This window comes from Paenibacillus sp. JJ1683 (assembly GCF_053006485.1).
Window position 1 is genome coordinate 2,190,959 of record NZ_CM129820.1, and the last position, 19,820, is coordinate 2,210,778.

The 19,820-nt window shown below is 45.9% G+C and carries 22 protein-coding genes; all 22 read left to right on the forward strand.

Annotated elements, in window-relative coordinates; all coding sequences use genetic code 11:
* The first annotated feature begins 59 nt into the window (after positions 1-59).
* Positions 60-284 (forward strand): flagellar FlbD family protein, encoded by a 225-nt coding sequence (locus ACUC6J_RS09680; RefSeq protein WP_013370683.1) that lies wholly within the window; start codon positions 60-62, stop codon positions 282-284.
* On the forward strand, positions 281-754 hold the full coding sequence (locus ACUC6J_RS09685) for a flagellar basal body-associated FliL family protein (RefSeq protein ID WP_013370684.1): 474 nt from the start codon (positions 281-283) through the stop codon (positions 752-754). The genes ACUC6J_RS09680 and ACUC6J_RS09685 overlap by 4 nt, the downstream gene beginning before the upstream one ends.
* A 43-nt stretch (positions 755-797) precedes the next feature.
* Positions 798-1,796 carry a flagellar motor switch protein FliM gene (fliM, locus tag ACUC6J_RS09690; RefSeq protein WP_016820956.1) on the forward strand — a complete coding sequence of 333 codons (999 nt, stop codon included), beginning with the start codon at positions 798-800 and terminating at the stop codon, positions 1,794-1,796.
* Positions 1,786-3,096 (forward strand): flagellar motor switch phosphatase FliY, encoded by a 1,311-nt coding sequence (gene fliY / locus ACUC6J_RS09695; RefSeq protein WP_016820957.1) that lies wholly within the window; start codon positions 1,786-1,788, stop codon positions 3,094-3,096. The genes fliM and fliY overlap by 11 nt, the downstream gene beginning before the upstream one ends.
* A gap of 29 nt (positions 3,097-3,125) precedes the next feature.
* Positions 3,126-3,491: a response regulator gene (locus ACUC6J_RS09700; RefSeq protein WP_013370687.1), complete on the forward strand. Its 366-nt coding sequence runs from the start codon at positions 3,126-3,128 to the stop codon at positions 3,489-3,491.
* 12 nt (positions 3,492-3,503) lie between these two features.
* Positions 3,504-4,040, forward strand: coding sequence for a flagellar biosynthetic protein FliO (locus ACUC6J_RS09705; protein WP_017427929.1), 537 nt, complete (start codon positions 3,504-3,506; stop codon positions 4,038-4,040).
* Positions 4,037-4,792: a flagellar type III secretion system pore protein FliP gene (gene fliP, locus ACUC6J_RS09710; RefSeq protein WP_016820959.1), complete on the forward strand. Its 756-nt coding sequence runs from the start codon at positions 4,037-4,039 to the stop codon at positions 4,790-4,792. Before ACUC6J_RS09705 ends, fliP begins: the two co-directional genes overlap by 4 nt.
* 37 nt (positions 4,793-4,829) lie before the next feature.
* Complete coding sequence (gene fliQ / locus ACUC6J_RS09715) at positions 4,830-5,099, forward strand: flagellar biosynthesis protein FliQ (RefSeq protein ID WP_016820960.1); 270 nt, start codon at positions 4,830-4,832, stop codon at positions 5,097-5,099.
* A 10-nt stretch (positions 5,100-5,109) separates the two neighbouring features.
* Positions 5,110-5,895 (forward strand): flagellar biosynthetic protein FliR, encoded by a 786-nt coding sequence (gene fliR / locus ACUC6J_RS09720; RefSeq protein WP_447250111.1) that lies wholly within the window; start codon positions 5,110-5,112, stop codon positions 5,893-5,895.
* A complete protein-coding gene (gene flhB, locus ACUC6J_RS09725; RefSeq protein ID WP_016820962.1) occupies positions 5,895-7,007 on the forward strand; it encodes a flagellar biosynthesis protein FlhB in 1,113 nt (370 codons plus the stop codon). Before fliR ends, flhB begins: the two co-directional genes overlap by 1 nt.
* Positions 7,008-7,030: 23 nt before the next feature.
* Positions 7,031-9,064, forward strand: a complete 2,034-nt coding sequence (gene flhA / locus ACUC6J_RS09730; RefSeq protein WP_447250112.1) for a flagellar biosynthesis protein FlhA — start codon at positions 7,031-7,033, stop codon at positions 9,062-9,064.
* Complete coding sequence (gene flhF / locus ACUC6J_RS09735) at positions 9,061-10,506, forward strand: flagellar biosynthesis protein FlhF (RefSeq protein ID WP_447250113.1); 1,446 nt, start codon at positions 9,061-9,063, stop codon at positions 10,504-10,506. The genes flhA and flhF overlap by 4 nt, the downstream gene beginning before the upstream one ends.
* Positions 10,503-11,390, forward strand: a complete 888-nt coding sequence (locus ACUC6J_RS09740) for a MinD/ParA family protein (RefSeq protein ID WP_151255765.1) — start codon at positions 10,503-10,505, stop codon at positions 11,388-11,390. The genes flhF and ACUC6J_RS09740 overlap by 4 nt, the downstream gene beginning before the upstream one ends.
* 31 nt (positions 11,391-11,421) lie before the next feature.
* Positions 11,422-12,966: a chemotaxis protein CheB gene (locus ACUC6J_RS09745; RefSeq protein WP_290409157.1), complete on the forward strand. Its 1,545-nt coding sequence runs from the start codon at positions 11,422-11,424 to the stop codon at positions 12,964-12,966.
* Positions 12,967-12,999: 33 nt separating this feature from the next.
* Complete coding sequence (locus tag ACUC6J_RS09750; RefSeq protein ID WP_447250114.1) at positions 13,000-15,096, forward strand: chemotaxis protein CheW; 2,097 nt, start codon at positions 13,000-13,002, stop codon at positions 15,094-15,096.
* Between the two features lie 62 nt (positions 15,097-15,158).
* On the forward strand, positions 15,159-15,620 hold the full coding sequence (locus ACUC6J_RS09755) for a chemotaxis protein CheW (protein ID WP_013370696.1): 462 nt from the start codon (positions 15,159-15,161) through the stop codon (positions 15,618-15,620).
* A 3-nt stretch (positions 15,621-15,623) separates the two neighbouring features.
* Entirely contained in the window at positions 15,624-16,250 is a 627-nt protein-coding gene (locus ACUC6J_RS09760) for a chemotaxis protein CheC (protein ID WP_013309909.1), read from the forward strand.
* Entirely contained in the window at positions 16,243-16,740 is a 498-nt protein-coding gene (locus ACUC6J_RS09765) for a chemotaxis protein CheD (RefSeq protein ID WP_010346358.1), read from the forward strand. The genes ACUC6J_RS09760 and ACUC6J_RS09765 overlap by 8 nt, the downstream gene beginning before the upstream one ends.
* A gap of 2 nt (positions 16,741-16,742) precedes the next feature.
* Positions 16,743-17,156: a hypothetical protein gene (locus ACUC6J_RS09770; RefSeq protein WP_013370699.1), complete on the forward strand. Its 414-nt coding sequence runs from the start codon at positions 16,743-16,745 to the stop codon at positions 17,154-17,156.
* 14 nt (positions 17,157-17,170) lie between these two features.
* Entirely contained in the window at positions 17,171-17,959 is a 789-nt protein-coding gene (locus ACUC6J_RS09775; protein ID WP_016820968.1) for a FliA/WhiG family RNA polymerase sigma factor, read from the forward strand.
* A gap of 44 nt (positions 17,960-18,003) precedes the next feature.
* Positions 18,004-19,413 carry a DUF342 domain-containing protein gene (locus tag ACUC6J_RS09780; RefSeq protein WP_151255767.1) on the forward strand — a complete coding sequence of 470 codons (1,410 nt, stop codon included), beginning with the start codon at positions 18,004-18,006 and terminating at the stop codon, positions 19,411-19,413.
* Between the two features lie 81 nt (positions 19,414-19,494).
* Positions 19,495-19,815, forward strand: coding sequence for a hypothetical protein (locus tag ACUC6J_RS09785; protein WP_016820970.1), 321 nt, complete (start codon positions 19,495-19,497; stop codon positions 19,813-19,815).
* Positions 19,816-19,820 lie beyond the last annotated feature (5 nt).

Here is a 19,820-nt window from a genome sequence, read left to right on the forward strand (position 1 = left end):
CTCATTTAAACGCGGAGGAGTAGAGGCTCCTCCGCACCTATCAGGAGGTTGGTGTTACGATGATCCCGTTAACGCGGCTGAACGGCTCGCCTATGTGGCTTAATGCGCTGCTCATTGAGACTGTGGAGGAAACACCGGATACATACGTCACTTTGGTGACGGGGAAACGGTTGATTGTATTGGAAAAAGCGGCAGATGTCGTCTCCTTGATCAAGAGTTACAGCCGTGAAATCGGCATGCATGCCGCCACGATAAAAGTGCAACAAATGGAGGAAGACGAATGAAGAAGATGCTGCCATGGCTCATTACAATTTTACTCGCGATTACTTTGATTGCAGGCGCGGCCTTTGTACTTATACCAGCGCTTAGCGGGAAGAAGTCGGAAGTCATACCGAATGCGCAAGCCGCTCAAGCAGAACAACTTCCAAGATTGTCAGCGGATGAATTGGTGGAAGTAAGCTCTGAAATTACCGGTATCAAAACGAATTTGGCAGACGCAGATTACATTGTACAGATGAATCTTGCTTTTCAATTGAATGATGCCAAAGCAAAAGAAGCTTTTGAAAAAATTAAGGACATCAGTATTAAGCCCATCGTTATTCAATTACTTGCAGACACCAAACCTGATGAGCTCAGAACGGCTAAAGGCCGGGATCAGTTCAGTGACAAGCTGACGGATCTCATCAACAAGTCGCTCCCTGAAGGTCACCTGGGGAACGCCAAAATTACAGACTTTTTGCTGGCAGCCATTTGATTCCAGGTGATCTTGTCAGGAACACGTAAGGGGGTGAATAACATTGGTGGATGTACTGTCACAAGGGGAAATTGATGCCCTTTTAGCAGCTCTCTCGTCCGGTGAAATGGATGCGGAAGAACTCAAAAAGGAAGAAACCCAAAAGAAAGTTCGCGCTTATGATTTCAAGAGAGCGCTTAGGTTTTCCAAGGACCATATACGAAGTCTGACGCGGATACACGAGAACTTTGCACGGTATCTGACCACTTATTTTTCAGCACAGCTTCGTACTTTTGTCCAAATTAATGTCGTTCAGGTGGAGCAGCTTCCATATGATGAATTCATTCGCTCCATTCCGAAAATGACCATTCTAAACATTTTTGAAGCTGAACCACTGGAAGGCCGAATGGTGCTTGAGGTTCACCCGAACGTAGCTTATGCCATGCTGGACAGGCTTCTCGGAGGAACAGGTTCGGCACCAACTAAGGTTACCGCATTGACCGAAATCGAGACGACGATCATGGAGCGAATTTTCAGCCGTACCTTTGATAGCCTGCAAGAGGCTTGGAAAACGGTACTGGACATTGAACCACGTCTAGAGGCTATGGAAACAAATCCGCAGTTCATGCAGATTGTTTCGCCGAATGAGACGATTGCTCTGATTTCGCTTAGCACCAAAATTGGTGATACCACAGGGATGATTAACCTCTGTATCCCGCACGTGGTATTGGAACCTATTATGGCCAGACTGTCCACGCACCAGTGGTTTACATCCGAAAAGAAATCAAGGGCGCCTGAAGAGATAGACGCCTTGAGATTACGGGTCACCAAAGCAGAGCTTCCTATTATTGCGGAGTTGGGTGAATCCCGGATAAATGTAGCTGAGTTTTTGGGCCTTTCGGTAGGGGATGTCATTTCATTGAACAAGCCAGTCAAAGAAGGACTATCCATCCGGGTAGGCGAGAGATTGAAGTTTATGGGAAGTCCCGGCATGGTAAGAGATCGTGTTGCCGTACAAATTGATGAAATTGTCAACGAAGGAGTTGAAGAAATTGACGAGTAAAGACTATTTGTCCCAGGAGGAAATTGATGCCTTGCTGAAACAGTCTGAAGCGGGGACGGATTCTACTCCCGCAGGCAAGACCGTTGACGATTTTCTGACTTCCCTGGAGCAAGATGCTCTCGGGGAAATCGGTAATATAACGTTCGGCAGCGCAGCTACGGCTCTTTCCACACTGCTCGGTCAAAAGGTGGATATTACGACACCTAAAGTTTCAATTATTACACGTTCTGAATTTGAAACTGCATTTCCAAAGCCGCACGTAGCCGTACATGTAAATTATGTCGATGGATTTGAAGGCATTAACTCGCTCGTAATTAAAAAGCGTGATGCGCAGGTTATAGCAGATTTAATGCTTGGTGGTGGAGGAAATCCGGCAGATGAAGAATTGAATGAAATTCACATCAGTGCCGTGCAGGAAGCGATGAACCAGATGATGGGATCGTCTGCGACCTCTATGTCTACCATGTTTAATCGTTTTGTTAATATATCTCCACCAGGGATTGATATTTTGGATCCTCTGCACGGTGATGGAGTATCCAGCCTGCCAGATGAAGAGACGTTGATTACAGTATCCTTCCGGTTATTGATTGGAGATCTGATTGACTCTACGCTGATGCAACTGTTACCTGTTAATTTCGCCAAGAAGATGGTGAGCATCTTAATGAATGGCGGAGAGGATGACGAGCAACCGCAAGCATCCGTACAGCAGGCAGCTGCAACAGCTGCTCCCGAAGCGCCGACACAAGCTAGTACTCCGCAGCCGCCGTCACCAGCCTACCAACAGCCGCCTGCAGCCGCGCAGGTGCCGCAAGATGTAGGCTATGGGCAACAACCGCCGATGTATCCTCAAGACCCGGGATATGGGCAGCAGGGCGCTCCAGGGTATGGAACGCCGGGTTATGGAATGCCAGCAGGTGTACCGCCGCAAGTGCCTTATGGAACGCCTCATCATTACGGGGCCGTACCGCCAGGGCGCAATGTAAATGTGCAGCCTGTACAATTTTCTAACTTGCAGTCCGGTGGATTTCCGCAAGTGGATGAAAACAATTTAAATTTATTGATGGACATTCCCCTTAGAGTCACCGTAGAATTAGGAAGGACCCAAAAGCAAATTAAAGATATTCTGGAGCTCTCACAAGGTTCAATTATTGAACTGGACAAGCTTGCCGGGGAGCCGGTGGACATTATGGTTAACAACAAACTGATTGCCAAGGGCGAGGTTGTCGTAATCGACGAGAACTTTGGCGTGCGTGTAACGGATATTGTAAGCCAATGGGACCGAATTCAAAAATTACAATAAAAGCATAATTTAGGGAGGATTTATTTCAGATGGCAAACCGTATTTTGATCGTGGACGATGCTGCATTTATGAGAATGATGATTCGGGACATCCTGTCCAAAAATGGATTTGAAGTAGTAGGAGAGGCCCAGGATGGATCACAGGCCATTGAAAAATTCAAGGAGCTTCGTCCGGACCTGATTACGATGGATATCACGATGCCTGAGATGGACGGCATTGCCGCTCTGAAGGAAATCAAACAAATTGATCCGAATGCAAAGGTTATCATGTGTTCCGCGATGGGTCAGCAAGCTATGGTAATTGATGCCATTCAAGCTGGCGCAAAAGATTTTATCGTTAAGCCATTCCAATCGGATCGGGTTATCGAAGCCATCAACAAAACACTGGGTGTGTAAGGCGCATCCAGTATGGATACACAACAGGGTGCCTCTGACGCTTTGAGTACATCCAGCAATATAGGAAACATTGCTTGGGTCCTTTTCGTGCTAATCTTTATCATCGTACTGATCGTGTACTTGATACGGTTTTTGAGTAAAAGAAATCAGAGCTGGTTCAGCAACCGCTCCGTTCGCATACTGGGAGGCGTGGGGCTTGGCCCCAATAAATCCCTTCAGCTTGTTGAAGTTGGTAGCAGTGTGTACCTCATTGGTGTGGGAGAAGATATCCGGCTTGTTGACAAAGTATCCGATCCTGAAGAAGTGGAGCAAATTTTGGCCGCACTGGAGCAGGAAGCTTCTCTGCAGCGCGGCCCGATTGCCCCGCTATTCGCTAAAATTGCGGATAAGCTTCGCCGGAACAACGCGGCACAGCAGCAGCAGTCTGAAGAGGAGACGTCTTTTCATGAGATGTTTGAATCCAAGCTCCGGCAGATGCCGAATCGCAAGGATAAACTTGAAAAGCTGCGCAATGAGGAGAATACTACAGATCGGTCGGGAGATTCATGAGAAAAAAGATTATACTAGCATGTTTGCTGCTTGTCTTATTCAGCTTCATTTCGGTGACGGCGGCCTCTGCGGAACCGATTCCGAACATTGATATTCAAGTCGGCAATTCGGACAAAGGACAGCCCGGTGCCACCTCGCTGTCTATTATTTTACTTATTACTGTCATTAGTGTAGCGCCCGCGTTGCTTGTACTTATGACAAGTTTTACGCGTATCGTGATTGTACTTGGCTTTGTGCGAACTTCACTGGGAACTCAGCAGATGCCGCCCAATCAGGTGCTTGTCGGACTGGCCTTGTTTCTCACCTTATTTATTATGGCACCGACCTTCTCCGCTATGAACGAAACTGCGCTTCAGCCGTATCTCAAGGGGGATATAACACAGTCTCAGGCACTGGATAAGGCATCGGTACCCATTAAGACCTTTATGTTCTCTCATACACGTGAGAAGGATCTACTGCTCTTTATGAAATACACCAAGATGGAAAAACCAAAGAATTATCAAGATATTCCACTAACGGTGATGGTTCCGGCTTATGCAATCAGTGAGTTGAAAACGGCATTTCAGATGGGCTTTATGATTTTCATACCCTTTTTAGTTATAGACATTGTGGTGGCGAGTACTCTCATGGCTATGGGGATGATGATGCTACCGCCGGTAATGATCTCGCTTCCTTTTAAAATACTGCTCTTCGTACTTGTAGATGGTTGGTATTTGGTCGTCAAATCATTACTACTGAGTTTTAATACATGAATACTTTCTGCAAGGACAGCAATCAAGGAGGACGGCAATGACTTCGGAGTTTATTATTTCCCTGGCTGGGCAAGCGGTGTACATTGTACTCAAGGTGAGTGCTCCGATGCTGATTTTGGGGCTAGTCGTGGGTTTGATCATCAGTATTTTTCAAGCGACAACTCAAATTCAGGAGCAGACACTGGCCTTTGTTCCGAAGATTGTCGCCGTATTGCTGGCATTGCTTTTGTTCGGGCCCTGGATATTGACTTCATTAGTGGACTTTACGTATAACATTCTGGACAATCTGTACAAATATATAGGTTAGGCTGAAAGTGATGAACATATTGTTGCAGAGTTTTCCTGTTTTTTTGCTGATTTTTTGTCGGATTACCTCGTTTTTTGTAGTAGCGCCTATTTTTTCAACCCGAGGGGTACCTAATATCTTTAAGGTCGGAATTTCAGGATTTCTAGCTTTGGTCGTGTATCTTACGTATGGTACGCATCAACAGGTGCCGACCGATGTAGCATATGTGCTGTTAGTAGGGCGTGAGGTGCTGATCGGATTGTTGTTGGGGTTTACTGCATACATGTTAATGACAGCGATCCAAACCGCAGGCTCTTTTATTGATCTTCAGGTGGGCTTCGGGATGGCCAATGTGCTCGATCCTATGACAGGTGCTTCATCGCCTTTGACAGGGAATTTTAAGTTTGCTATAGCTATATTGTTTTTTTTGAGTATAAACGGGCACCATCATCTGCTAAATGCTATTTTATACAGTTATGATTGGGTACCGTTGACAAATGATTTTTTTATAAAGCTGTATGGTGGCAGTGTAACTGAATTCCTGGTACGTTCTTTTGCGGAATCATTTATGCTGGCCTTTCAAATTGCTGCTCCCATAGTAGTAGCTACCTTTTTAACGGATGTGGGACTTGGCTTTTTAGCTAAAACAGCACCGCAGTTTAATATTTTTGTCATTGGTGTTCCGCTCAAAATTTTTGTTGGATTGTTCATGTTACTGCTTCTCATGCCAAGTTTTGCTTTTATATTCGAAAGATTGTTTTCTGTGATGTTCGAATCCATGCGCAACTTGTTGGATATTATGGGGAATCGTCCTTAATGTCTGGTCTGGAGGAACGTAGTTTGTCATTTAAATATGCTATGAACCTGCAGTTGTTCTCAGGGGAAAAAACGGAAAAAGCTACACCCAAGAAGAAACAGGATGCAAGACAAAAAGGGCAGGTTGCCAAGAGCATGGAGTTGCCCGCTGCTGGTGTCCTGCTAGTTACGTTTTTTTGCCTCATGATTTTCGGCGGGTATTTTAAGGATCATGCGGTCCGCTTATTTCGGGATATTTTTGTGAATCGGCTGTCTATGGAAGTAACACCGAATACAACGCTGCTCATGATGGGTGAGTATGGTGTGCAAATTTTAATTATGCTGGCTCCTATTTTTGTGGGTGCCATTGTCATCGGGGTAGTGGCGAATTACATGCAGATCGGTTTTTTATTAGTTGGAGAGGGTATTACACCCAAATTTAGCAAAATCGACCCAATTAAAGGATTCAAAAATATTTTTTCCATGAGGTCATTAGTTGAATTCCTGAAATCTGTTTTAAAAATGACCGTAATTGGTTATCTGGTGTACAGCGTACTTTGGAAAACAAAGGCTGACCTACCCAAACTGGCTGAGATGTCCGGCGACCAGATGTTGAGTTTTACGGCTTCATTAACAATGGAACTGGGACTCAAAATTGGTGTGGTGCTGTTCATTTTAGCAATATTGGATTATATGTATCAACGTTATGAGCATGAGAAAAATCTGAAAATGTCCAAACAGGATATCAAAGATGAGTACAAGAAAATGGAGGGTGACCCGCTGATCAAAGGGAAAATTCGCGAGCGGCAGCGCCGTATGGCTATGCAGCGCATGATGCAGGAGGTTCCTAATGCAGATGTCATCATCACCAACCCTACGCACTTTGCTGTGGCTTTGAAATATGACGGTTCGGAGATGGAGGCGCCGCAGATTATTGCGAAAGGACAAGATTATGTCGCGCTCCGAATTAAGGAAATTGCCAAGCAAAACGGCGTTATAACGATGGAAAACAAGCCGCTGGCGCGGGCACTGTTTCAAAGAGCCGAAATCGGGGATGCGATACCAGCTGATCTTTTTCAGGCCGTTGCTGAAGTGCTGGCGTATGTATATAAATTAAAAGGTAAAGTGAAATAAAGGGATCGGAGGCCAAGAGACCCGTGAAAATAAAAGAAATAACCGTCCTTGCAGGCGTCATCGGTATCGTTCTTATGATGATTCTCCCGATCCCTTCATGGCTGCTGGATATTCTGCTCGTCATTAATATTTCTATTGCTTTGATGATTCTACTTGTTTCAATGAACACGAAGGAAGCTTTACAGTTCTCTATCTTTCCTTCATTGCTGCTCATTACAACGTTGTTTCGTTTGGCGCTCAACATTTCTACGACCAAACTTATTTTAGGTGAGGGTCATGCCGGCGAAGTAGTTGCTACGTTTGGTAGCTGGATTGCAGGCGGCCAAATTGCCGTCGGCTTTGTTGTCTTCCTCATTCTTGTGGTCGTACAGTTCATTGTTATTACCAAAGGATCGGAGCGGGTAGCAGAGGTGGGCGCCCGGTTTACATTGGATGCGATGCCAGGTAAACAAATGAGTATTGATGCTGATTTGAATGCAGGTCTAATTAATGAGCAGCAAGCCCGTGAACGACGCAGTAAAATCGAACGGGAAGCGGATTTTTACGGAGCTATGGATGGTGCGAGTAAATTCGTTAAAGGCGATGCGATCGCCAGTATTATCATTTTGATCATTAACCTGGTGGGCGGCTTTATTATCGGTATGGCCGTTCAGGGAAAAGGATTTCAAGAAGCGCTGTCAACGTATTCTGTTCTCACGATCGGTGATGGATTGGTCAGCCAGATTCCTGCGCTGCTCATATCCACGGCTTCAGGCTTGATTGTTACGCGGGCTACGTCGGATGGCAACTTGGCAGAAGATTTAACCGGACAGCTCTTTTCATATCCAAAATTGATCTACATAGTGGCTGCCACCATTGCATTATTGGGCCTTTTCACACCTATTCATATTATTACAACTCTTCCACTTGCGATTCTATTGTTTTTTGCAGCCCGAAGAATGCAGGGCAATATGGAACGCAAGCAAATTGCTGATGAACAGCTGGAGGAGGAGCAACAAATCGAAGAGGTGCGTAGTCCGGAAAGTGTCATTAATTTGCTTCAAGTAGATCCGATTGAATTTGAGTTTGGGTACGGGTTGATTCCGTTGGCGGATACACAGCAAGGCGGTGATCTACTGGATCGGATTATTATGATTCGCCGTCAATGCGCCTTGGAGCTGGGGTTGGTTGTGCCGGTTATTCGTATTCGGGATAACATTCAGCTCAAGCCTAACGAATATGTAATTAAAATTAAAGGCAATACGGTAGGCGGTGGAGAACTGTTGTTGAATCATTATCTGGCTATGAGTCCGGGATACGACGACGACTCCATTACAGGGATTGAAACGATAGAACCGGCCTTCGGACTGCCTGCGCTCTGGATTGACGAGAACACGAAGGATGTTGCTGAACTGTCAGGTTATACGGTGGTTGATCCACCTTCAGTTGTAGCTACTCATCTAACAGAGACGATCAAGAAACATGCCCATGAGTTGCTTGGCAGACAGGAAACACGTTCGCTGGTTGACAATCTCAAGGAGAATTATCCAGTGCTGGTGGACGACCTTATTCCTTCTGTGCTTGCGATTGGGGACGTACAAAAAGTGCTGGCCAAGCTGTTGAAAGAAAAAATCTCTATTCGCGATATGGTGACTATATTCGAGACGTTGGCTGACTATGGTACTTATACAAAAGATCCAGACGTGCTGACTGAATATGTTCGTCAAGCGTTATCACGTCAGATTACGCAGCAATTTGCACAGCAGGGAGAAACGTTGCGTGTTATTACCGTGGGACCAGGATTGGAGAAGAAAATTGCTGAGAGCGTGCAGCAGTCGGAGCAAGGTAGCTATTTGGCTCTTGATCCGGTGTCAACGCAAACGGTGTATCAAAGGATGATGGAGCAAATCAACCGTCTTATTCAATCGGGACAGCAGCCTATTGTGTTAACGTCACCGACAATACGTATGTATTTGCGGCAAGTGATGGAGCGGACGATGCAGGATGTCCCGGTGCTGTCGTACAGTGAGCTGGAGCCGAACGTTGAAATTCAAAGTGTCGGGGTGGTGAACTTATGAGAGTGAAACGATATCTAGTGGATACCATGCCAGAAGCCATGCTGCAAATCAGGGGTGACTTAGGAACAGATGCCGTCATTTTAAGTACCAAGGAAGTGAAGGTCGGCGGTTTTATGGGGATGTTCAGTAAAAAGAAAATTGAAGTGGTTGCTGCAGTTGAGGAGCAGCAACCTCAAAAGCCTCGGCGGACTGAACGCTCGTCACACCAGCTTGCCCGGGCTGCTTCGCCTCTAATGAACACCCCTGAGAAGCTGGAAAAACCATCAGTACCTGTAGTCCCCAGACAAGCAGCTCCAGAAGCTTATCGGCGGGTTACACAACAGATAACCGGTAGTTCCAAAGAAGAACAAGCTGATTTAACGGTTAATACAGAACAAGTTGCATCAGCAACGGAGCATTTGTCGCCAAGGTCTGCTAATAACCTGGAGACTCTATCTCAGGCATTTGATCAAGAAGTATTGCTTTCGAACCTGAAATCATCCAGTGAGCTGCATAAACAGCCAATCGAAGCAAGTGTTCCAGACAAGAGTGGAGCTGAGGAAAATCAGGCATTGCTTAATGAATTGCGGGAAATGAAAGCGATGATGACTCGGTTCTCCAGAAACTCTTCAATGGAAAGTACTTGGCCTGAGGCGCTACAAGAGATTTGTGAGCATGTGTTGGAACAGGAAGTGGCACGTGATTTACTGGAATATTGGATCGAACAGGTACATGTGCGTCGAAGTGAGCATCCTTTTGCGCCTGAAACTTTTGATTGGGAACAAGCCTTTCGTGAGGAAGTGACCAGTTTTATACAGACAAGACTGGATAAAGGGATCTCCCAAGATACCAAAATTGTGTATGTTGCAGGACCTACCGGAGTAGGAAAAACGACAACCATTGCAAAGTTGGCAGCAGAACAGTTGTTCAAACATCATCGCAAAGTTGGATTTATTACTTCTGACACGTACCGGATTTCAGCCGTCGAGCAACTGCGTACATATGCTACGATTTTGAATGTACCGCTTGAAGTTGTGCAATCTCCCGGTGACGTCCAAAGGGCTATTCAACGTCTGGAGCATTGTGACTTGATCCTCATGGATACTGCAGGGCGAAATTATCGTAATGAACTGCTTGTATCAGAACTGCAAAGTCTGCTCTCACCTATTAATGAAAGTGAGACGTATCTGGTACTCAGCCTGACATCCAAAAGCAGGGATATGCTCAATATAACTGGACATTTCAGTAGGTTTGGTCTTGGGAAGGTTGTATTTACCAAGATGGATGAGACGGGCAGTTGTGGCGGAATGTTCAATCTTTTGCACCAGTTTCCGATGCAGTTGGCCTATATTACGAATGGACAAAATGTTCCTGACGACCTGCTTCATCCCGATGCAGAAATGGTGACAAATATGCTGCTTGGAGCCAAAGTATCGTCAGGAGTTAACGGAGATTCCATATGAGTGATCAAGCCCAATCACTTAGACAAATGACTTCATCCTTGGATAAGTATCGATTACCCCCACGTAATCGTCACGCAAAAATTATAACGATCACCAGTGGTAAAGGCGGGGTGGGCAAATCCAATTTTACGCTGAACTTTGCACTGGCCCTGCAATCACTTGGTCGAAAGGTACTTGTGTTTGATGCTGACATCGGTATGGCTAATATTGATGTGTTGATGGGGGCCCATTCACAATACAATCTTCTTCACTTGTTAAAACGTGAAAAATCAATTGATGAGATTATTCAGACGGGTATAGGTGATTTGCCTTATATTGCTGGAGGCTCAGGCTTAAGCGAACTGTTTGCGTTATCAGATGAGAATCTGAATTATTTTGCCGAAGAAGTAGAAAAAATGGCAGCAGACATGGATTATATTCTTTTTGATACAGGTGCAGGTTTATCCAAAGAAAATCTTAAATTCATCACTTCAGCGGACGAATGTATGGTAGTAACCACCCCAGAACCGACGTCTTTAACAGATGCGTATGCACTAATTAAAGTCGTCAACGGGTTGCAGAAAGATACGGTATTCAAAATTATAGTCAATCGTGCCGATAACGATAATGAGGCCCGTCAAGTTGCCGATAAGATCGCACTTGTTGCGAAACGCTTTTTGGAGATCGAAATCCCGCTGCTTGGACATATCAGTGATGATACTCATGTCATGCAGGCAGTCAAAAGACAAGTACCTTTTATGGTTGCTTTTCCGGGATGCGCGGCTTCAAAAGATGTACTGAATCTGGCACACCGTTTTGCAGCAATGCCACAGGTTCCACAACCAGGTGCATTGAGTGGAATCAAAGGATTTATGCAAAAATGGTTGCGGCGTTCTATGCATTGATTTTTGATGAGAGGAAACAGGGGTGTTTAACATGTGTGCTTACCGGGTGCTGGTTGTAGATGATTCGGCCTTTATGCGCAAAATTATTACAGATCTTATTGTAAGGGATGAGTCGTTCAACATCGTAGGTACAGCCGCCAATGGCAGAGAGGCTGTAGAGAAAGTGAAAGAATTGCAGCCTGATTTGGTCACCATGGATGTCGAAATGCCTGAAATGAATGGTCTTGAAGCGTTGCCGCTGATTATGGCAGCCCATCCGTTACCTGTCATTATGTTGTCAGGCATTAATGAACAAGGCATGAAGGAGACCATCATGGCTCTGGAGGCAGGAGCTTTCGATTTTATAAGAAAGCCTTCCATTGCTCATGCGCAAGATATTGAGCAGGTGAGCAAGGCGTTGCTCGAACAGATGCATACTGCTATGCAAGCAGTACGCAGCCGCTTGGAGCGCAAGGAAGCGAATGAGCGCAAAGCTGCAATGGAACAAGCGAAAAAAACGCCAATGGAAAAGCCACCTGGACAGGCTGCGGCTGAGAAACGAGCTGGAAGTCAAGCTTCGGCAGACAAGCCTCCTGTTGTTCCGCTTGCTCCTCCACCTGCTGCATCGGCTCAACCCAAGAAAGATGCTGGGAAGTCCGTCCCAACAGCTGCCAAGCAGGAAACTAAAAAGCAGCTGTCTGGAACATCTGCTACAGGTGGCCGCATAGACAAGCCAGCTGTTCAGCCAAGGAAACCAGTGCAAGCACCTCATGTGCAGAAAAAAGAAGACTTGTCCATGAGTACGGGAATAACGTCGGGACAGCTGAAGAGCTCTGATCCGGCTGCTGGCAAATCAATACAGGGTAAGGATAAAGCAGGGCTTGTCAAGCCGGAGTCACGGAAGACGGTAACTTCATCAGCTTCTTCCGCTCCTGCGGCTGCAACGCCTCCAGTAACAGCACCTACAGCTCCAGCTGCACCACAGGGATTGTCACTTAAAAAAGGTGTGCATACGTCCAGCTTTCGAAAACTGGTGGCGGTCGGATGTTCTACTGGCGGACCACGGGCTCTTAAGACCCTGTTGGAGCGCATTCCTGGGGATTTTCCAGCTCCAATCGTTATCGTTCAGCATATGCCACCAAACTTTACTCGTTCGCTAGCACAACGTTTGAACACGTTGAGTCCACTACGTGTTGTGGAGGCTGAGCAGGGGATGACGCTGGAGACGGGAACAGCCTACATCGCACCAGGGGGATATCAGCTAAGAATTGTGCCTGGAGCCGGTGGTAAATACACGGTGTCACTGAAGATGGAGGAGGCTCGCAATGGTCACCGTCCTTCTGTAGATACGATGTTCGAATCGCTGCTCTCTTTAACCGCGCTGGAAAGACATCTAGTATTGCTTACTGGAATGGGTAGCGACGGGGCTAAAATGATGAAAAAGCTTTATGACGCTGGGGTTCAATCCACATTTGCTGAAAATGAGGAGACTTGTGTAGTGTACGGAATGCCCCGCTCAGCAGTTGAATTAAAATGTGTGCGCCACCTTCTGCCAATGCAGGAGATCGCCCCCAAGCTTGTACAAGTTGTGAAATAATCGGAGTGTAACTCATGGAGGAGGTGTCTCACAATGGACATGAACCAATATTTAAACATGTTTATTGATGAGTCGAATGATCATCTGCAATCTCTTAACGAAAATATGCTTCAACTGGAAAGCAATCCAACCGATCTAGGCATCGTTCAGGTGATTTTCCGTTCTGCCCATACCCTCAAAGGAATGGCTGCTACGATGGGGTTTGAAGACCTGGCATCGCTCACTCACCAAATGGAAAACGTTCTTGATCTGGTACGTAACAACAAGCTGGCGATGCATGAATTTATATTCGATACCTTATTTAAAGGTTTGGATGCCCTGGAATCCATGGTGCAGCACATTACAGAGGGAGGCGATGGAAAAGCGGATGTCTCCTCTATTGTATCTTCATTGCAATCTATCGTGAGCGGGGATTTCCTAAAGTCCGGCTCAAATGCTGCCACTGAAGAGTCTCCTTCTACAAAAGCAGGCACTAACGATAGTGCTGGATTGGTTTTGGACCAATTCCAGTATTCTGTACTGGAGCAATCGATTTCTGAAGGGCATCGTGTTCACTATATACAGGTAACAATCAGTTCAGAGAGCCAGCTGAAGGCGGCACGTGCCTTTATGGTATTCAACACACTGGAAAACTCTGGTGAAATCGTCAAGGCCTATCCGTCCGTACAGGATATCGAGCAGGAAAAATTCGAACAAAGCTTCTCGTTATATTACATAACGCAGAAAGAAGTTGGGGAGCTGGAAAAGGAAATCACGGGTATCTCTGAAATTGACACGGTCTCAGTGGTACAACTGGATCAGGAATCGCTTAAACAAATGAGCGAAGTTACTGCTGGACTCGCTGAGACAGCGGCGGTACAGGAAGCAGCTGTTGCCGTGCAGCCACCCGCTCCATCTCAGCCGCAGTCTCCAGCTGCGGCCTCTGTTGCCAAGCCAGCTGCAGGTCAAGCGCCAGCAGCCAAGGCGGCTGCTCCTACGCACAACCGTACGATTCGCGTAGATATTGAACGTCTGGATGTACTTATGAATTTATTCAGCGAGTTGCTCATTGACCGTGTACGCTTAGAACAGTTAGCAAGTGAGGCTTCCAATCCAGCACTGACGGAAACGGTTGAGCATATGAGTCGTGTGAGCAGTGATTTGCAAAATGTTGTTCTCAAATTGCGGATGGTACCTGTAGATACTGTTTTCAACCGTTTCCCGCGTATGGTTCGCGATCTGGCCAAGTCGCTGGATAAAAAACTGGAATTGGTTATTACTGGAGCAGAGACTGAAATGGATCGGACGGTTATCGACGAGATTGGCGATCCTCTGGTGCATTTGCTACGTAACTCCGTGGATCATGGCATCGAGTCGGTAGCCGACCGGATTGCAGCTGGTAAACCAGAAACTGGAACCGTTCAACTGCGTGCTTTTCATAGCGGTAATAACGTATTTATCGAGATTGAGGATGATGGGAACGGGATTAACCGTGAAAAGGTACTAAACAGTGCTATTTCCAAAGGGATTTTGACAGCAGAACAAGCAGCTTCCATGACCGACGAGGAAGCTTATCAAGTATTGTTTGCTCCGGGCTTTAGTACAGCTGCAGTCATTTCAGACGTATCAGGACGCGGTGTCGGTCTGGATGTTGTTAAATCTAAAATTACCGCTTTGGGTGGTAATGTTACGGTTCACTCCACATTGGGCCAGGGCACTAATTTCTCTGTACAATTGCCGCTGACTCTATCCATTATTGCAGCCATGATGATACAGATCGGTTCTGAAAAATATGCGATTCCTTTGTCTTCCATTGTGGAAACTGCGATCGTCAAGCGTAAGCAAATCCGTTCTGTGCATGGCAATAAGATGATTGCTTTCCGCGATTCTCATATCCCGCTTATCTCCTTGAGTCAGCTGTTTGAGGTACCGGACTTCAACGAAGATGAAGAAGAAGAGACAGAGGTCGTGGTCATCCGTAAGGGAGACCGTCTGGCAGCTCTTTCCGTACAGGACTTTTTGGGACAAAGTGAAATCGTCCTTAAAAATCTGGGCAAGTATCTTCCAAACATCCAAGGAATTTCAGGTGCCACGATTCTGGGTGACGGTCAGGTTGCTTTGATCATTGACCCGAATGTTTTCATTAAATAATGTCTTCATTAAAAATGAAAGAAATATGAGATTGCGGACATCAATAAGGAGGGTTTTTAAACATGGGAGAAGAAATTAAAGTTATCGTATTTAAGCTTGGTGAAGAGGAATACGGTGTTGAAGTAGAAAAAGTCCAATCTATTGAACGCATGGTGCCGATTACACGGGTTCCGAGAACTTACGATTTTGTTAAAGGTGTATTCAACATGAGAGGCGTGGTTATTCCGGTTATTGATCTTCGTGGCCGTTTTGGATTACCAGAAGCTGAATATACCGATCAAACACGTATTATTATCGTTGCTGTGGGCGAGATGCAAGTCGGCTTTATCGTGGATTCAGCGAATGATGTTATTGACCTGAATACTGACAACATTGAGACACCACCGGAAGTGGTTGGCGGTGTTAAGGCTAAATATCTTCGCGGAGTTGCTAAAATTGGTGAAGAACGTCTGTTGATTATGCTGAACTTGTCCGAAGTTTTGAACCGTAGCGAAATGAACCAACTGGAAGGTTTAGAGGATTAATATATGGAGAATCTGGGAAATCTCGAAGACTTCAAGTTGGATGTATTGAAAGAAGTCGGCAACATTGGCTCGGGGAACGCTGCTACAGCGCTCTCCCGGCTTCTCAATAAACCAGTCGATATGGGTGTGCCCAAAGTGCAAATGCTGCCCTTTGAGGAAATTGCGGACAAAGTCGGCGGAAATGAACAACTTGTTGTTGCAATATTTTTTAGAGTCGAAGGGGAAGCCCCTGGTAATCTATTCTTCATATTGCAACCTCAGGCGGCGAAAAGCTTACTTTCCCGTTTGGCGAATATTCCTTCGGATGACGAGGATAGCTTTAACGAAATGGAGCATTCAGCTCTGTCGGAGATCGGCAACATTTTAGCAGGCTCCTACCTTTCTTCGTTGGCGGATTTCACACGTTTATCCATGTATCCAACAGTCCCTGCGCTGGCACTGGATATGGCAGGAGCTATTCTCAGCTACGGACTGCTGCAGTTTGGGCAGATGGGGGATGCTGCTTTATTGATTGACACATCGTTTCTGGAAGGGCAGAATCAGATTGAGGGTCAATTTTTCCTGATTCCTGATCCAGAATCGTTCGGGAAAATCTTTAGGTCGTTAGGAGTCCCGATGAACGATGATTGAGGATAAAAGCATCATTAAAGTCGGCATGGCAGATTTAAATGTTACCAGCAACCCGAACTCGATTCGCACGACAGGGCTTGGCTCCTGCGTCGGATTGACCCTCTATGATCCTCATTTGAAACTGGCAGGCATGGCACATGTGATGTTACCGTCCTCGGATATTGCGCGTGAAGGGCAGTTGAATATTGCCAAATATGCGGATACAGCACTGCCAGAGTTATTTGAACGAATGTTAAAACTGGGTGCTGAACGGCGCAGACTGATTGCCAAAATGGCAGGAGGGGCGCAGATGTTTGCCTTTGCAGGTAGTGGAGACACCATGCGGATTGGCCCGCGCAATGTAGAATCGTGCAAGGAAATGCTTGTAGATCTGGGCATTCCTTTAATTGCGGAAGATACGGGTGGCAATTATGGACGAACGATTGAGTTGGACTCTGAAACTGGCGTTTTGAATATTCGAAGCGTACAAAAAGGTGTAAAGGAATTATAAACATGTTATTTGGTAGCTTACGCATTAATCTTTGGTCTGGAGTAGTCGGATTTATTCTGACTTTTGTGTTGTCCGTTGGCAGCAATCTGCTGACCACGAGCTTAATTCGTGGCTTAATCGCCTTCGTTTTTTGGTTCCTACTTGCATTTGTGCTGCGCTGGACACTGGGTGTGGTAGCGCGGCCAGATCTGGGTAATGCCCAAGACCGGGCAAGCTCTCAGGTAGATGGCGTAGGGGGAAATCTGGACCTGACGACACCAGACGAAAATGAAAACCTGAATGAATTGCTGAAACCGAAACCAGAGCAGACGGACGAGGGGAATAATGGTTTTGCACCTTTAAACCCACCCAAGCTGGTTTCCAACAAGGACCCTGAAGAATTGGCCAAGGCCGTTCGTCACCTGACAGACAAATAAGGAGGGTGAAGCCGATGAACGAGCGAAAAGCCGCTCATTTGAACCATTCCGAGCTGTGGGAGCAATGGAAAGAACACGGTGACAAGGAAGCAAAAAAGCAGTTAATTGAAAAGTATCTCCATATTGTGGAATATGTGTCGGGTCGTCTTGCAGTAGGCTTACCTAAAAATGTATCCAAGGATGATCTGGCGAGCAACGGTGTTATGGGTTTGATTGATGCTTTAGAGAAATTTGATTATGAGCGTGGTTTGCAGTTTGAGACTTATGCTTCTTGGCGTGTTCGCGGAGCAATTTTGGATGGTCTTCGTCAAGGAGATTGGGTTCCTCGTTCAGTTAGGGAAAAAGCGAAAAAAATCGAAGACGCCTACCAGCATTTAGAACAAAGGTATTTACGCACAGTAAGCGACGAAGAGATGAGTCATTATTTGGACGTCTCCGAGAAAGAGTTTCAAAGTATGATCCAAGAGGTCGCTGTAATGTCGATTGTCTCACTAGAGGACCCGATCCGCGAAGAAGAGTCGGAAACACGGCTTTCCCTGTTGGTAGATGAAAAGGCGAAAAATCCAGATCATAAGGTCAATGAATTCACACTGCGTGATGCCTTGGCACAAGGCATTGATAAATTAACTGAAAAAGAGCGTATCGTTGTTTCTTTATTGTATTACGAGGATTTGTCACTCAGCGAAATTGCTGAGGTCATGTCACTTTCTCCTTCGCGAATTTCTCAGTTGCATTCCAAAGCAATATTACGTCTGAGAGCGACACTGGACAAACAACGGGATTTGCTAATGCGTAAAGATTAACGTACGGGAGGTTACAGTAACAGTTAGACGGAAGGAGCACCCATGTGGAGAAGCAGTATGCTTTGGATCAGTTTTTAAAAGTGGTTGTCTCACCTGACAAACAATCCGCCTACTTGGAGTTTGCCAAACGTGAAGAAGGCTTTGCCTGTTCTGTGGAAGAATTAGAACGTTTTCTAAGCAACCAAAAAATATCCTACGGTGTAATTACCGATGCAATCCGCACATTTGCTGCAAATCCGGAAGATCATTTCTTCGGGAAATTACTGATTGCTCAGGGAAAGCAGCCGATCCACGGTACAGACGGAAAAATTAATCTGGCCGATATTGTGACCGGTGAAGATGCACATAAGCCACTTGAAACTGTGGATGGACGGGTAGATTATAAAGAATTAACTCGTCTAAGAAATGTAAAACGTGGACAACTGATTGCCGAACGTGTGGATCCTCTGCCAGGTGCACCAGGGATTGCTGTAACCGGAGAGGAAATTCCTTTTCTTCCAGGTAAAGAGGCACGCTTTAAAGTTGGAAAAAATGTAGTGATCCATCCGGAAGGCGTTGCGATGTATGCGGCTATTGATGGTTTAGTGACTACAACTGAAAAGGGCAAGCTTAATGTGTTCCCTGTGTATGAAGTGAACGGGGATGTCGATTATAGCGTCGGTAACATCGATTTTGTTGGAACCGTCGTCATTCGCGGGAATGTCTTGACCGGTTTTCGCGTTCGGGCGGCTGGCGACATTCGTGTCATTGGCGGTGTGGAAGGCGCTGAAATTGAGGCAGATGGTTCAGTGGAAATCAGCGGCGGTATTATCGGATACCATAAAGGATTTGTGAAAGCTGCACAAAATGTAAAATGCTCGTTTATACAAGATGGTAACGTGATCGCGGGAGCCGATGTGCTTGTATCCCAGAGCATCATGCATTCCCAGATCAAAGCGAGTAATAATGTAATCTGCGAAGGCACAAAAGGACTTATCGTAGGTGGCAGTGTACAAGCTGGTAAAAAGGTAGTGGCTCGTACCGTCGGTAACACGATGTCCACAGCTACTAATATTGAAGTGGGTGTGCTTCCCGAACTGCGTGATGAACTGACAGAACTTCGCGCACGGTTGAAGCAACAGACAGACAGCCAGGATAAAACGAAAAAAGCTCTTACAATATTGGATCAGCTAGCGGCTGCTGGACAGCTCGCACCTGACAGAATGGCTATGCGAATCAAGCTTACATCTACTAAAAAATCTAATGAACAGGAACTTTTGGAAACTAAGTCCAGAATGCTTGAAATAGAACGAACATTAGAAGATACGAGCCGCGCCCGGGTAGAAGTGAAAAATGTAATTTATGGTGGCTCTAAGATAGTTATCGGCAGATATACAAAATTTATTAAAGATTCTGTGGAAAGAATGGCGTTTTATTATCATGAGGGAGATATTAGCATGTCCTCCTACATGTAATTCATTACACTGATAATAATTCAATTTATTATATTTCTCGGTAGTCTGATACGGATGCCCAATCGGAAAGGGTGTGGTCCCATGAGCTTGAAGGCTGTTGAATTGCAAATTGCTGTACCTCGCACCAGTGAAGCAGGCAAATACCATAGTGAGTCCCAGCAGCGGCCAATGAATGACCAGGCATTACTTGGACAAAAGACTGCGCTGGAGACGGAGAACATGCGTCAGCGAAGCAGTGCCATAGATCAGTCTGCGGAAACATTCGTCGGTGAGAGGCAAACAGGTGAGCAGAGCAGAGATTCTTCCCAGCAGAGCCGCTCTCGCTCAGATGAGACTGAGCTACCTAAGGAGCATCCGGCAGAGCATCCGTATAAGGGACATCATATTGATTTTTCGCTCTGATCCAA

What these genes read in the sequence shown, in the direction of transcription:
- ACUC6J_RS09700 (WP_013370687.1), top strand. Translation starts at nt 3,126, where the DNA reads ATGGCAAACCGTATTTTGATCGTGGACGATGCTGCATTTATGAGAATG.
- flhF (WP_447250113.1), top strand. Translation starts at nt 9,061, where the DNA reads ATGAGAGTGAAACGATATCTAGTGGATACCATGCCAGAAGCCATGCTG.
- ACUC6J_RS09680 (WP_013370683.1), top strand. Translation starts at nt 60, where the DNA reads ATGATCCCGTTAACGCGGCTGAACGGCTCGCCTATGTGGCTTAATGCG.
- ACUC6J_RS09745 (WP_290409157.1), top strand. Translation starts at nt 11,422, where the DNA reads ATGTGTGCTTACCGGGTGCTGGTTGTAGATGATTCGGCCTTTATGCGC.
- fliQ (WP_016820960.1), top strand. Translation starts at nt 4,830, where the DNA reads ATGACTTCGGAGTTTATTATTTCCCTGGCTGGGCAAGCGGTGTACATT.
- ACUC6J_RS09760 (WP_013309909.1), top strand. Translation starts at nt 15,624, where the DNA reads ATGGAGAATCTGGGAAATCTCGAAGACTTCAAGTTGGATGTATTGAAA.
- fliR (WP_447250111.1), top strand. Translation starts at nt 5,110, where the DNA reads ATGAACATATTGTTGCAGAGTTTTCCTGTTTTTTTGCTGATTTTTTGT.
- ACUC6J_RS09785 (WP_016820970.1), top strand. Translation starts at nt 19,495, where the DNA reads ATGAGCTTGAAGGCTGTTGAATTGCAAATTGCTGTACCTCGCACCAGT.
- ACUC6J_RS09705 (WP_017427929.1), top strand. Translation starts at nt 3,504, where the DNA reads ATGGATACACAACAGGGTGCCTCTGACGCTTTGAGTACATCCAGCAAT.
- ACUC6J_RS09770 (WP_013370699.1), top strand. Translation starts at nt 16,743, where the DNA reads ATGTTATTTGGTAGCTTACGCATTAATCTTTGGTCTGGAGTAGTCGGA.
- ACUC6J_RS09685 (WP_013370684.1), top strand. Translation starts at nt 281, where the DNA reads ATGAAGAAGATGCTGCCATGGCTCATTACAATTTTACTCGCGATTACT.
- ACUC6J_RS09740 (WP_151255765.1), top strand. Translation starts at nt 10,503, where the DNA reads ATGAGTGATCAAGCCCAATCACTTAGACAAATGACTTCATCCTTGGAT.
- ACUC6J_RS09765 (WP_010346358.1), top strand. Translation starts at nt 16,243, where the DNA reads ATGATTGAGGATAAAAGCATCATTAAAGTCGGCATGGCAGATTTAAAT.
- flhB (WP_016820962.1), top strand. Translation starts at nt 5,895, where the DNA reads ATGTCTGGTCTGGAGGAACGTAGTTTGTCATTTAAATATGCTATGAAC.
- ACUC6J_RS09750 (WP_447250114.1), top strand. Translation starts at nt 13,000, where the DNA reads ATGGACATGAACCAATATTTAAACATGTTTATTGATGAGTCGAATGAT.
- ACUC6J_RS09775 (WP_016820968.1), top strand. Translation starts at nt 17,171, where the DNA reads ATGAACGAGCGAAAAGCCGCTCATTTGAACCATTCCGAGCTGTGGGAG.
- ACUC6J_RS09755 (WP_013370696.1), top strand. Translation starts at nt 15,159, where the DNA reads ATGGGAGAAGAAATTAAAGTTATCGTATTTAAGCTTGGTGAAGAGGAA.
- fliP (WP_016820959.1), top strand. Translation starts at nt 4,037, where the DNA reads ATGAGAAAAAAGATTATACTAGCATGTTTGCTGCTTGTCTTATTCAGC.